The following is a 12,579-nucleotide window of genomic DNA, read 5'->3' on the forward strand; positions in this document are numbered from 1 at the left end:
CTAAATCCCGTTTTTTTTCATCTAATTAAGGGTGAAAACATTCATACCCAATAGCTCCGCTGTACCGCCGGGTCCATATACTACCCAATATTCTGCAAAAGTTCAGGCTCTTCATCAAGATCGCGATTGATTGCTGCAACAATGCGTCCATCTATCGTTCTTGAAGGCCTGATGCGGAAATTTCTACCTTTTTTATTCTCCATAGGGGGATTCAATACATACTGCTCTGTTTTTGAGCTATCTGCATAGAATTATCCAGCCTTTTAAACAAAGCAAATTAGGTCTTTTAAACAAAGTCACCACTTCTGGGGCTTTCTACTTTTGTTCCAACAAAAACAAATTAAAAAATGGAACAGAGTAATTACCAGGGAGCTTTGCAACAACCAATCGGCTCCGGCTTCAATGCAAAATCAACAACCAATGACGTAATCAAAGGCATTGACCTTACAGGCAAAATTGCTGTCGTAACCGGAGGTAATACAGGCATCGGCCTGGAAACTACCCGCACCCTTGCTGCCGCCGGAGCAACAGTTATCGTACCCTCCCGGGATATAGACAAGGCAAGAAAAAATCTACAGGGTATTGCCAATGTGGAAATAGCGGTAATGGACCTAATGTCACCAGCATCTATTGATGCATTTGCTGACAGCTTTCTTGCTTCTGAAAGACCACTCCATCTGTTGATCAACAATGCAGGAATTATGTGGGTGCCGATACGCAGGGATAGTCGTGGTATTGAATCACAACTGGCCACCAACTACCTGGCGCAATTTCAGCTTACTGCCAGGTTATGGCCTGCACTTAAAAAAGCTAATGGTGCAAGAGTGGTCAATGTTTCTTCACATGGACATCAATTCGCACCTTTCAATTTTGACGATCCTAATTTTCTTCATAGGGAATACGAAACACTACAAGGTTACGGGCAATCCAAAACGGCGGTTAATCTCTTTTCAATGGAACTGGATAATCGTGCCCACTCATCCAAGATAAGGGTGTACGCGGTACATCCCGGCTCTATCGGGGGCACTGAATTGGGAAGGGAAGCTCCGTTAGAATTGTTTCAGAAAATGGGTTTTGTAGATGCGAATGGAAATATGTTACCTGAGGTAGCAGCATCGTTAAAAACAATTTCGCAAGGCGCTGCTACAACAGTTTGGTGTGCAACCAGTCCCTTACTAAATAATATTGGTGGTGTGTATTGTGAAGATGCCGATATTGCTTCTCTATGTTCAGATATTTCTTTTCAAAAAGGCGTAAATCCATACTCATTGGATGAAGCCAGTGCAAAAAAATTATGGGCCCTTACTGAAGAAATGATTGGTTTGAAATTCCAAATTTAGTGCTCATCTAATCCCCAAAATACCTCGATGTAATGAAGAATATCTTCAAACCAAGACAATCGCTATTCCGGGAACAATAGGTGAATAGCAGAACGATCATTTCATATTGATTAATTTATTAAACAAAGCACAATGAAAAATTTAAAAGATAAAGTAGCCGTAATTACCGGCGGTAACAGTGGTATCGGGTATGCGGCCGCAAAAAAACTAAAAGAAACCGGTGCCAATGTCATTATCACCGGAAGAAGAAAGGAAGCAGTGGAGAAAGCCGCTGCTGAGCTGGATGTAACAGGCCTGATAGCTGACCAGTCCAAATTAGCTGACATTGAAAATCTTGTTAGCAAGGTTAAAGAACAAGTCGGTAAAGTTGACATCCTGCTGGTCAATGCTGGCATTACCAAATTCTCCACAATTGAACAGATCGCAGAAAGCCAGTTTGACGAAATGATGAATGTCAATTTCAAAGGAGCTTACTTTACCCTGAGCCGTTTTATTCCACTGCTTAACGACGGAGCTTCTGTGATTATGCTTTCTTCTACATCGGCAACAATATCCCCGCAGAGCGCCTCTGTATATGCGGCAAGTAAAGCAGCCATAAATGCGGTCGTAAAAATTGCAGCGCTTGAACTGGCATCCCGGAAAATACGCGTCAATGCCGTAAGTCCCGGCCCCATTGCTACTGAAATCATGAATAAGATCGGCCTGGATGAAGCCTTAGAAAATCAGCTCCTGCAAAGCGTGCCTATGAGAAGAATGGGTAAGGCAGAAGAAGTAGCCGGTATGATTTATTACCTGGCAAGTGAAGAAGCGTCGTTTATGACAGGCGCTAACTTTTTAGTAGATGGGGGACAATCCATTTAGTATTGACGGTGGTCATGAATAAGAAAGGGAGATAAATACAGTTTAGCTTCCTTTCTTATCAAAACGATGGCCTTTTGAACAAAGTAAAACGTATACTATTTTCTATTTTTACATTATTGGTTTCCTTCTCAAAAACAAAATCATGGAATATCAAGCCCGGTATATTACAGAAGACATAAAGCTCTCCAGTTATGAGGATAAGTTTTTCAAATCTGATATTATGTTTGACCAGCACATGCTGGTATGGTTCCTTTCAGGTGAAACCAAGATCATACAGGCCGACGCGACCTATTTCTTCGGAAAGGGCGATATTTTCCTGATCCCAAGAAATCAATTGGCTACTATTATCAACTATCCCAAAGATGGCCAACCCCATAAAACGGTAGTGATGCATTTATCAGTTGAAAGGCTTAGGGATTTTTATGCCAGCAGGAAAATAAAATCCATGCCGCTGAAGTCTCAAAAAATCTACAGCTTCAACAATCACCCCTTGCTGGAAAGCTGCCTGGCTTCACTCATTCCATATTTTGACATGAAGGATATTCCGGAGGATATTGCTTCTATTAAGATCACGGAAGCCATCAGCATTCTCAGAACGCTCGATAAAGAGATTGATCATGTGCTCGCCAATTTTGAAGAACCAGGAAAGATCAACCTGGTTGACTACATGGAAAAGAATTTCATGTTCAATCTGCCAATGGAGAAGTTTGGCTATCTCACTGGCAGAAGCCTGACGACTTTTAAACGGGATTTTAAAAAGGCCTTCAGTATGACACCGCAGCGTTGGTTGACTCAAAAGCGGCTGGAACTGGCATATTACCAACTTACAGAAAAGAAGAAAAAGCCTTTGGATGTTTGTTACGAAGTGGGATTTGAAAATTTATCACATTTTTCGTTTGCCTTTAAAAAGCAATTTGGATTTGCGCCCAGTTATCTGACTGATAAAGACGTAAGTCACTAACAAATTGAACATACTACATTCAATGTCGTTGAATTAAGGAAAAATCTTTTTAAACAAGTACGATTTACGAAGTACTCAGATTTAAAGAGCTCTACCGTCTGAATGTTGCTTATTTCAATGACATTGATTCTACATTTATTTTTAACCGGATAAAATGCTAACGATCTTATTGTTTCTAAAATGGCTCTTCAGAAAAAGAGGAAAGTACATAGTTAAAGCTTATACATCCAACCCTGAACTGGCAACCATTAAGCCAGGTTGGAAAGGCACTCCACAGGATCAAAACGGTTTATTCATCTATGAAGAGAATCCCACCATTATCAGCATAAGGGCGGTGCTGAAATTTATGTTTCACAAAAATCCACAGAGGCAGATAAAGAAGACTGATACGTGGCGGATCTCAGTAAGAAAAAATGAAGATTGGCTTGATGATCCGGGCGATAAAATTGTCTGGTTAGGACATGCCAGCTTTTTCATTCAACTTTCCGGCGTGCGCCTTTTGATTGACCCCATGTTTGGTAAGCTCCCCATCGTAAAACGGTATTCGGCATTGCCGGTTCCGCCCGATAAATTTCTGAACATTGATTATATTTTGATCTCACATGCTCACTATGATCATTGTGACAAAAAAAGTATCAAACTGCTATCGGCTAATAATCCTAATGCTAAAATACTCGTAGGCTTAAAACTGGATCAACTCATTTCAAAATGGGTTAAAAATCCGATCCTTACGGCAGGCTGGTACCAGCAATATCAACTAGACCATAAATTGACTATTTCATTTTTGCCTTCCCGGCATTGGGCAAACAGGAATCCTTTTGATGGTAACACAACACTATGGGGTAGTTTTATGATTCAGTTTGCCGGACGATGCATTTATTTTGGTGGTGATTCCGGGCGTGGTTCGCACTTCAAAACAATTGGAACGCTTTTTCCAAAAACAGACGTTGCCTTAATCGGAGCCGGAGCCTATGCGCCTGGATGGTTTATGGGACAGCACCATCAGGATCCTTATGACGCCGTTAACGCATTTAACGCAATGGGAGCTCAGACGATGATACCGTTCCACTACGGCACTTTTGATTCTGCGGACGAGCCGATGAGTGAACCGGAAATAATCCTCAATCAACTAAATGAAAAAGGCAGCATTAATGGAGATCTCAAAATATTGGAATTAGGAGAGGTTTTTACCGTTTGATTTTTGTGGCCGGTGAATAAAATGTATTCATTTCTTCTATCAGGGCATCCATTAGCTCTTGTGCCTTTCTGTATTTTAATATGGGTGCAATTTGCCCGCCCCAGAAAAATATCATATCCCATTTTTCTTTGTCCGCCGCCGCTTGGACTATGATGTGAAAGAGCTTATACCCTGGAAAGACGAAGGTGAAACCTTCCGTCGCCTGCGGGTAACGTTCCCAAATGAGATCGCCACGCACGGGGCTGTGCAAACTTTCTATATTGATGATGCGGGCCTGATCAGGCGGCATGATTATGATGTTGACATTTTTGGAGGTTCCAGCGCCGCACATTTCTTGTCGGACTACATTGACGTCCAGGGTATCAAAATAGCTACCAAACGAAGGGTGTATGTCCGGCAGGAAGATAACTCCCCGTTGATGCCGGATCCATTGCTGGTGTCGGTGGACCTGAGTGAAATCACCCTGGAATGATCCTGTTCCAGCGGCTTCTAATAGCCGGCCTGCGGCGGTAAGCAACCAGCATAATGATCATCAATGAAGTTTTGAATTTAACACCATGACAAACGACAATATCTACAATCGCCGCTACTTTTTAGGAAGTACGTTACTGACGCTGGGAGCGCTTGGACTTTCCGAAGTCGGGTTGGCCGGTAAAGGAGATGGGATTCACGAGGCTCGAAAAGATAATCGTAAACAGTCCGTCCATTCATCATTAGGTCCGTTGAAGCAAATTGATGCGGGGGTTCTTAATATAGGCTATGCTGAATCTGGCCCGGCTACGGGCCCTGCCGTAATCCTGCTCCATGGTTGGCCCTATGACATTGAAAGTTTTGCTGAAGTAGCCCCGATATTAACGGCTGCGGGATACAGAGTGCTTATGCCGTACCTCCGTGGTTTTGGTTCTACCAGCTTCCTTTCTTCAGATACAGTGCGCAACGGACAGCAATCTGCGCTTGCCATTGATATCATTCATTTAATGGATGCACTCAACATAACAAAAGCAATTGTTGCCGGTTTTGACTGGGGAGCACGTACAGCAAACATACTAGCTGCCTTATGGCCGGAGCGATGCAAGGCACTGGTATCTGTAAGCGGTTATTTGATCGGTAGCCAGAAAGCCGGCATGAATCCTTTGCCTCCCGCAAGTGAACTTCAATGGTGGTATCAATATTATTTTGCTACAGAGCGCGGCCGTGCAGGTTACGAGAAGTACAGGCATGACTTTGCCAAACTCATCTGGAAGATTGCTTCCCCTCAGTGGAATTTTGATGATACTACGTTTGATCAAACAGCGGCATCTTTCGACAATCCTGACCATGTTGCAATAGTCATTCACAATTATAGGTGGCGGTTGGGTATCGCCCAAGGCGAATCCCAATATGATGATTTGGAAAAAAGGCTGGCAGAGAGGCCAATTATTACAGTGCCCACGATCACGCTTGAAGGTGATGCTAATGGTGCCCCTCATCCTGAAAGCAGCGCATATGCCAATAAATTTTCAGGCAAATATTTGCACAGACTCGTTACGGGCGGCATAGGGCATAATCTACCCCAGGAAGCGCCAAAAGCATTTGCGGAAGCAATAATTGAAGCCGATAATTTTTCGAAATAGACAAGACTTTGTTCTATCGATCAACGCCTTGTGCCGACACAGCATTATGCAAACGAACCAGGTATTTTTTGAGAGAAGGTCATGCCCGTTATATATTGTGCTGCAAGGCCCTTTTTTTGGATCAACACCTTGATACATTGACCCATTCCTAAAAGTAATTGTTTAATGTTAGCGCCAGCCTGGCTGTTGATCGTTGTTACACAACCTTTCGCTTTTTCAGCAATTCTTATATATTCGATAATTCCAAGCGCTCTTAAAAACAGGTTCTGACTAGAGTAGCCACAATTCTCCAGTCCATATTTATATCCGTAATGAGACAGTGCTGAAAAGTTCACATGTGATGTAATATCCTGTCTCCCGGGATTGATATAAAAATTGTTATGCATTGTGTGTTTGTAATAACAACGTGCTGTGCCTTCCATCCTGCAGGCATTGTATAATTCCTCGGAGAGCAATCCATAATCAAATGTTATCACAAAGCCTTGCTGAAGATGATCTGCTACTTCTTTCAACCATTCTTTGGCTTGCAGATTTATTTCTGTATGAAAGCCAACCGGCAAAGTAACATTTAACTCTTTAAGATAAGTTTGCAGTACCGCTGAAGCAGGCCTCAAAATTTCTTTAAAGCCATTTTTATAGTTTACAAATACTTCTTTCAGCCGGCGTTTCATTACCACCCGGTGGATTGCAAAATTGTCAATCAATTCATTTGAAATAACACAACCTTTAAAAGGACCTATATCCTGTATGCATGAATACCAGCTTATCTTTTTGCTAACATCCTCCCTGATATTTTTCTGTGACCAGCCATTTTTATCGATAATGCAATAATCCAGGTTTTTATACAAATCATTATTCCCTTTCAGGTATGATAATATATCCTGGCACAATAATCCAGTACCTGCGCCGTATTCAATTATTTTCATCGGGATTTTGCCCAGCAGCACCCACATTTCCTCTAATTGTTTACCTATTAAATGTCCAAACGCTGCATTCAATAATGGCGCTGTATAAAAATCTCCGGAACTGCCAATTTTCTCATTTTTGCTGGTATAGTATCCAAGTGACGGATAGTAAAGACACATATCCATAAAATCCCTGAATGAAATGGGGCCATTTTTCTCGATTTTATTTTTAATTATTTCAGTAAGGATCATAATTGCTGATACTAAAGGAATCGATACTAACCGGAATTCTTGTATTTCCATTTTCTCTACACTGGCGTTATCCAGACCAGGTAATTGGAATACATTCTAAGATCCGGTTTACCCAATCCCCTGTCAGAAACACTAATGACGAAAACTATGCTATAAAAAGGCCGTGTAATTCTTTGACAGAAGTGGGATTTTTGTGCCTAAACCGGGAATATTGGGCAATATCTTTCCCTCTTTACATGTGCGGCTTGTTGCCTGTTCCCGTTGATGTTTTAGATGTTTCTGCAATTAACAATTCAGGCTTGCAGTGATTGGAAGATTCTGTTTCATAAATCCTCTGCAAGTTCTGTTTTCTTACCGGTCAGGTTTGTAAAAAAAATTGCATGCAAAATGTGTGATGAAAAGTGATGAGTTGATGCAGGCCGGTCACAATAGTCTTTTTAGCATTCCCAGGAGTGAGAAAGAAATTGAAGTGTTGATCAATCCATTTGTAACGCCTATACAAATGATGTGATGGAACAACCGGAAGGGCGGATGGCTCCGGCAAAAATTATCATGGAAATATTATCCTTTCCACAATTTTTTTACGAGTCTTTTAATCTGATTTAAAATTCTATGTGGCAGGCTGAAAGGGATCACCGCCGAACATTTGATACCGCTTTCGACGTTCTTAGACAAATCGGCCTAAAATCTTTCACCGATTATTAGAAGATTATACAATTTAATGAACTTACCACAGGCATGATGTAGATGTTCCATCAATTCAAATTCCTGTATTCATTGGGCGTATAACCTACGCGGTTTTTAAACAACCTGCTAAAATGCTGCGGGTATTTGAAGCCTAGTTCAAATGCAATTTCATTAATGGTTTTCTCGCCGTCAAAAATCTTGTTTTTGGCAACGTCAATGATTTTGTTCTGAATATATTCCTGCGCAGATCTTCCTGTTTCTTTTTTGATTAGATCACCAAAGTAGTTAGCAGACAGATGAAGCTCATCAGCGCAATAAGCAACAGATGGCAGCCCTATTTCTGCCGGTTTGTTAGATGAAAAGTAAGCATTCAACAGATCTTCAAATTTCGCTAAAATTCCTTTATTGGCATTTTCGCGGGTAATGAATTGCCGGTCATAAAACCGTTCACAATAATTGAGGAAAAGTTCAATATTGGAGGCGATAAGTTTTTTACTGTGCTTGTCAACGGAATGTTGCAATTCATATTCAATTTTCGAAAAACAATCAAGGATGATTTTTCGTTCCTGTTCCGACAAATGCAATGCTTCATTTACTGCGTAGGAAAAGAAGTGGTAATCGCTAATATTTTTTCCTAAAGATGTGCCTGTTATCAAATCGGGATGAAATACTAAAGCAGTGCCCTGTGGTTGATAGTATTCGGTGCTGTTTTGACCTATAACCTGGCCTGGTGCAAGAAATATTAACGTCCCTTCCTCGTAATCGTAATTACCCAATCCATAACGCAGGTCGCCACAATGTATCTTCTTCAAAAAAATGGTATAAAATTCATAACGTAAACGCCTGTGTTGCCTCGGATTAGCTTTTTCCAGGTTAACCACACTCACCAAAGGGTGTAGTGTCTCGTTGTTGTTAAAGGCATTGTATTCCTTTATAGTGCTGAAATTTTTAACATCATCCATTGCCTGTTATTTTCAAGTGAAGTGATACAAATTTAAGTATTCTGTCAAAGGTGTAGCCAACCTCTGACTCCAGTCAGGAATATTGGTAGAAAAAGCAGTAATCTGTATACCCGAAAGGATATTTTTAGTCAGGAACTTTGCAATAGCAATTCTGAAAATCGAAGTTGCATTTTAAATAAAATCCAGAAACAATGTATAATATAACACTTAACAATGGAATAGAAATGCCGGTCCTGGGATTTGGAGTTTTCCAAATACCCGGTGCAGCTGAATGTGAAAGAGTCGTCATAGATGCCATCGAAACAGGTTATAGATTAATAGATACTGCCGCGTCTTACTTAAATGAAGCCGCGGTGGGAAATGCCATCAAAAACAGTGGTATTGCGAGAGAAGAATTATTTATCACTACAAAGCTTTGGGTACAGGATACAGGTTATGAAAAAACAAAAGCAGCTTTTCATAAATCTTTGGAAAGATTGCAGTTGGATTATTTAGACTTATACCTGATTCATCAACCTTACGGCGATGTGTTTGGTTCATGGAGAGCGATGCAGGAATTATATCACGAAGGAAAGATCAAGGCGGTTGGTGTAGCTAATTTTCATCCCGACAGGATAATGGACCTGATTATAAACAGTGGTTTCACGCCTGCCGTAAATCAAATCGAAACGCACCCATTCCATCAGCAGATAACCGCACAGAAGTTCTTACAGGATAACAATGTGCAAATACAGTCCTGGGGTCCATTTGCGGAAGGCAAGAACAACATCTTCCATAATGAAGTTTTATCGGGTATTGGCTCAAAATACAATAAATCGGTAGCACAGGTTATTCTTCGCTGGCTAACGCAAAGAAGCATTGTTGCCATTCCTAAATCAGTACGAAAAGAGAGAATGTCTGAAAACTTCAACATCTTCGATTTTGAACTGTCACCAGAAGATATGCAAGCCATTGCTGTTTTAGACACCAATGCAAGCCTGTTCTTTGACCACAGAGACCCAGCGATGGTAAAGTGGATAAGTGAAAGGAAATTAGACCTCCAATAAACTAAAATAATCATGATGAAAAAGAGAATATTAGGCTCTGGTGGTTTAGAAGTCTCCGCATTGGGATTGGGCTGCATGGGTTTAAGTTTCGGATATGGAAAGCCAACAGAAAAGAACGAAGCGATTAAACTATTACGTTCGGCTTACGAGCAAGGTGTTACTTTCTTTGATACAGCAGAAGCCTACGGGCCTTTCACCAACGAAGAGCTGTTGGGCGAAGCCCTTGCTCCATTCCGCAGCCAGGTTATTATAGCAACAAAATTCGGATTTAAAGACGGCAGACCTGAATCAGGAATGGACAGCCGTCCCGAAACCATCAAATCCGTTGCAGAGGCTGCATTAAAAAGATTGAAAACCGATTACATTGATTTGCTCTACCAGCACCGCGTAGATACCACGGTGCCGATTGAAGAAGTTGCAGGAACGGTAAAAGAATTAATAAAAGAAGGAAAAGTAAAACATTTCGGTTTATCGGAAGCAGGTGTTGAAACCATACGCAAGGCACACGCTGTACAGCCTGTTGCTGCATTGCAAAGCGAGTATTCCATGTTTTTCCGTGAACCAGAAAATGAAATCATACCGGCATTAGAAGAACTGGGTATTGGCTTTGTTCCGTTCAGTCCTTTAGGCAAAGGCTTTTTGACAGGTGCAATAACCAAAGACACAAAATTTGGTAAAGATGACTTCAGGAATATTGTCCCACGTTTCCAAGCCGAGCATATCGCAGCCAACCAGGGATTGGTTGATTTGGTAAATACAATTGCACAGCATAATAACGTTACTCCGGCACAGGTTGCACTGTCCTGGCTATTGGCTCAAAAGCCCTGGATAGTTCCGATACCCGGCACAACAAAATTGCATCGCTTGCACGAAAATATTGGTGGGGCAAACCTTATATTGTCCGTTGATGAATTAAGCAGAATAAATGCAGCATTGGCAACCATCAAAATTTCAGGTGAACGTTATCCTGCACAATTACAGGCGAGAGTTGGCAAATAGGATAAAACAAAAATAATTATGCAAAAAATAAACGGAAAAATCACGCAGAGCAATCAAAAAGGCAGTAGTATACTACAGCTGAATACGCTGTTATTATGCGCTGTTGTTATCATCGTTTCGTCGTGTGCTACAACAAAACAAAATAACAGCGGCAATTTGGTTATCAAAGAGCAAGGCGCATTTTCGGCAGGCGGAACGGTAATTACAAGTGAAGGTACATTTGATCCTCTCAAACCGTGGAATGTGCCGCAGGGTGGGCAAACACGACATGGAGACCACGCTGATGTGTTTTACCAAATTCCTGTAAATGCAAAACACAATGCAATGGTGTTTCTGCACGGATATGGTCAGTCCCGCCGCAGCTGGCAAACCACTGCTGATGGCAGGGAAGGTTTTGCTGACATGTTTTTGCGAAGAGGCTATGGCGTTTATCTCGTTGACCAGCCTGGTCGTGGTGAAGCCGGACAAACCACAAAAGCCATACAAATCGCTGCAACGCCCGATGACCAAACCTGGTTTACGCAATTTCGTATCGGGCAATATCCTGAATTCTACGATGGCATTCAATTTCCGAAAGACAGTTTATCGCTGAACAGTTTTTTCCGTATGATGACCCCGAACACAGGCAATGTGGATGAAGCAACGATTGTCAATGCCCTGTCAGCAGTATTTGAAAAATCAGGCGATGGCATTCTTTTTACCCATTCCGCAGGAGGTTCACCTGGTTGGAAAACCGCCATTAAGAATGACCACGTAAAAGCTATTATAGCCATTGAACCGGGTGGGTTTACCTTCCCGCAAGGCGAAGTACCCGAAGGCAATCGTGGTGGGCCAGGTGTACCGCTTGAAGAATTTATGAAGCTGACTAAAATTCCCATCATTGTTTATTATGGCGACAACATTCCGAAAGAAGAAACCAACGCAGCTTCGCTAAATTTTTGGCGAAATGTACTTGCCACAGCAAGGCAATGGGCAAAGGTTGTAAACGCTCACGGTGGTGATGCTACCATTGTTTACTTACCCGAAGCTGGTATAAAGGGCAATACGCATTTCATCATGTCAGATTTAAACAATAAAGAGATAGCAGACTTAATTACAAAATGGTTAAAAGAGAAAGGACTGGATAAATAGTGCAAACTCTATTAAAGAACTTATAAATAATTATTTGTATGAAAGCATTCATTCCCGGACTATTTTTATTGGCAATAGGCGTGCAATTTTCCTATGCACAGCAACCACCAACCGAAACAATTAAAACGGCAACGAATAATACACCCGAACAACAGGCAATCATCAACCTTTCAAAACAGAAATGGAATTGGATGGCTGATAAAAATGTAGATTCTTTAAACGTGTTGTTTGATGAAAAGGCCATGTTAGGAAGCTGGGGTAAACAGCCCGAACTTAATACTATAAAAAGCGGAGGTATTTGGTACAAGAAAGCTGAAATCTACTCTGTTATAGTGAACATTATTGGCAACACTGCCATACTCTTAAATGACATTGATGTGGAAGCTGTAGTGGGCGGCAATACCGTTACCAATCCGTTTATGGTAACCGAAGTATATATCAAAGAAAACAGCGTATGGAAGATGGGCTCACTCACGTTTTCACATCTGCTTCGTCCGGTTAAAATGAATAGCAATAATTAGTAATCGGCAGCGGTCCACAGCACCATCAAAGCAATAACGAATGAAATTGAGAATAAGAAGTGCTATATGCTGTATGATAATTGGTTTATCCCTATCAGCGGGT

General features: G+C 41.4%; 13 protein-coding genes. 9 read left to right on the top strand and 4 right to left on the bottom strand.

Annotated features, from left to right (window positions below):
* Positions 1-80 precede the first annotated feature (80 nt).
* Entirely contained in the window at positions 81-203 is a 123-nt protein-coding gene (locus tag QTN47_RS20545; RefSeq protein WP_369331300.1) for a hypothetical protein, read from the bottom strand.
* A gap of 144 nt (positions 204-347) precedes the next feature.
* On the opposite strand from QTN47_RS20545, the gene QTN47_RS20550 reads away from it, so the two are divergent.
* The 4 genes from QTN47_RS20550 to QTN47_RS20565 all read left to right on the top strand — a co-directional run bounded on the left by QTN47_RS20550 (position 348) and on the right by QTN47_RS20565 (position 4,360).
* The gene (locus QTN47_RS20550) at positions 348-1,340 is read left to right on the top strand and encodes an SDR family NAD(P)-dependent oxidoreductase (RefSeq protein WP_369331301.1); all 993 of its coding nucleotides are present in this window, start codon (positions 348-350) and stop codon (positions 1,338-1,340) included.
* A 132-nt stretch (positions 1,341-1,472) separates the two neighbouring features.
* On the top strand, positions 1,473-2,201 hold the full coding sequence (locus QTN47_RS20555; protein WP_369331302.1) for an SDR family NAD(P)-dependent oxidoreductase: 729 nt from the start codon (positions 1,473-1,475) through the stop codon (positions 2,199-2,201).
* A 142-nt stretch (positions 2,202-2,343) separates the two neighbouring features.
* Positions 2,344-3,162 (top strand): helix-turn-helix domain-containing protein, encoded by an 819-nt coding sequence (locus tag QTN47_RS20560; protein WP_369331303.1) that lies wholly within the window; start codon positions 2,344-2,346, stop codon positions 3,160-3,162.
* Positions 3,163-3,316: 154 nt separating this feature from the next.
* Positions 3,317-4,360, top strand: a complete 1,044-nt coding sequence (locus tag QTN47_RS20565) for an MBL fold metallo-hydrolase (RefSeq protein ID WP_369331304.1) — start codon at positions 3,317-3,319, stop codon at positions 4,358-4,360.
* On the opposite strand, the gene QTN47_RS20570 is transcribed toward QTN47_RS20565, so the two are convergent.
* A complete protein-coding gene (locus QTN47_RS20570; RefSeq protein ID WP_369331305.1) occupies positions 4,350-4,877 on the bottom strand; it encodes a hypothetical protein in 528 nt (175 codons plus the stop codon). The two genes, QTN47_RS20565 and QTN47_RS20570, sit on opposite strands and share 11 nt — an antisense overlap.
* A 40-nt stretch (positions 4,878-4,917) precedes the next feature.
* On the opposite strand from QTN47_RS20570, the gene QTN47_RS20575 reads away from it, so the two are divergent.
* Positions 4,918-5,973: an alpha/beta fold hydrolase gene (locus tag QTN47_RS20575; protein WP_369331306.1), complete on the top strand. Its 1,056-nt coding sequence runs from the start codon at positions 4,918-4,920 to the stop codon at positions 5,971-5,973.
* Positions 5,974-6,017: 44 nt separating this feature from the next.
* Here the strand turns inward: QTN47_RS20575 and QTN47_RS20580 are convergent, their stop codons facing one another.
* Entirely contained in the window at positions 6,018-7,181 is a 1,164-nt protein-coding gene (locus QTN47_RS20580) for a class I SAM-dependent methyltransferase (protein WP_369331307.1), read from the bottom strand.
* A 704-nt stretch (positions 7,182-7,885) separates the two neighbouring features.
* Complete coding sequence (locus QTN47_RS20585) at positions 7,886-8,779, bottom strand: helix-turn-helix domain-containing protein (protein WP_369331308.1); 894 nt, start codon at positions 8,777-8,779, stop codon at positions 7,886-7,888.
* A 191-nt stretch (positions 8,780-8,970) separates the two neighbouring features.
* On the opposite strand from QTN47_RS20585, the gene QTN47_RS20590 reads away from it, so the two are divergent.
* The 4 genes from QTN47_RS20590 to QTN47_RS20605 are packed head-to-tail and all read left to right on the top strand — an operon-like array spanning position 8,971 to position 12,476.
* Positions 8,971-9,825: an aldo/keto reductase gene (locus tag QTN47_RS20590; RefSeq protein ID WP_369331309.1), complete on the top strand. Its 855-nt coding sequence runs from the start codon at positions 8,971-8,973 to the stop codon at positions 9,823-9,825.
* A 12-nt stretch (positions 9,826-9,837) separates the two neighbouring features.
* Entirely contained in the window at positions 9,838-10,824 is a 987-nt protein-coding gene (locus QTN47_RS20595) for an aldo/keto reductase (RefSeq protein WP_439100191.1), read from the top strand.
* Between the two features lie 18 nt (positions 10,825-10,842).
* The gene (locus QTN47_RS20600; protein ID WP_369331310.1) at positions 10,843-11,955 is read left to right on the top strand and encodes an alpha/beta hydrolase; all 1,113 of its coding nucleotides are present in this window, start codon (positions 10,843-10,845) and stop codon (positions 11,953-11,955) included.
* A 38-nt stretch (positions 11,956-11,993) separates the two neighbouring features.
* Positions 11,994-12,476 (top strand): nuclear transport factor 2 family protein, encoded by a 483-nt coding sequence (locus QTN47_RS20605; RefSeq protein WP_369331311.1) that lies wholly within the window; start codon positions 11,994-11,996, stop codon positions 12,474-12,476.
* Positions 12,477-12,579: the final 103 nt, after the last annotated feature.

It is taken from the genome of Danxiaibacter flavus (assembly GCF_041060425.1).
Lineage (GTDB): Bacteria > Bacteroidota > Bacteroidia > Chitinophagales > Chitinophagaceae > Danxiaibacter > Danxiaibacter flavus.

Coding starts and splice junctions, on each gene's coding strand:
- QTN47_RS20550 (WP_369331301.1), top strand. CDS start 348: ATGGAACAGAGTAATTACCAGGGAGCTTTGCAACAACCAATCGGCTCC.
- QTN47_RS20600 (WP_369331310.1), top strand. CDS start 10,843: ATGCAAAAAATAAACGGAAAAATCACGCAGAGCAATCAAAAAGGCAGT.
- QTN47_RS20575 (WP_369331306.1), top strand. CDS start 4,918: ATGACAAACGACAATATCTACAATCGCCGCTACTTTTTAGGAAGTACG.
- QTN47_RS20555 (WP_369331302.1), top strand. CDS start 1,473: ATGAAAAATTTAAAAGATAAAGTAGCCGTAATTACCGGCGGTAACAGT.
- QTN47_RS20595 (WP_439100191.1), top strand. CDS start 9,838: ATGATGAAAAAGAGAATATTAGGCTCTGGTGGTTTAGAAGTCTCCGCA.
- QTN47_RS20590 (WP_369331309.1), top strand. CDS start 8,971: ATGTATAATATAACACTTAACAATGGAATAGAAATGCCGGTCCTGGGA.
- QTN47_RS20545 (WP_369331300.1), bottom strand. CDS start 203: ATGGAGAATAAAAAAGGTAGAAATTTCCGCATCAGGCCTTCAAGAACG.
- QTN47_RS20605 (WP_369331311.1), top strand. CDS start 11,994: ATGAAAGCATTCATTCCCGGACTATTTTTATTGGCAATAGGCGTGCAA.
- QTN47_RS20565 (WP_369331304.1), top strand. CDS start 3,317: ATGCTAACGATCTTATTGTTTCTAAAATGGCTCTTCAGAAAAAGAGGA.
- QTN47_RS20580 (WP_369331307.1), bottom strand. CDS start 7,181: ATGGAAATACAAGAATTCCGGTTAGTATCGATTCCTTTAGTATCAGCA.
- QTN47_RS20585 (WP_369331308.1), bottom strand. CDS start 8,779: ATGGATGATGTTAAAAATTTCAGCACTATAAAGGAATACAATGCCTTT.
- QTN47_RS20560 (WP_369331303.1), top strand. CDS start 2,344: ATGGAATATCAAGCCCGGTATATTACAGAAGACATAAAGCTCTCCAGT.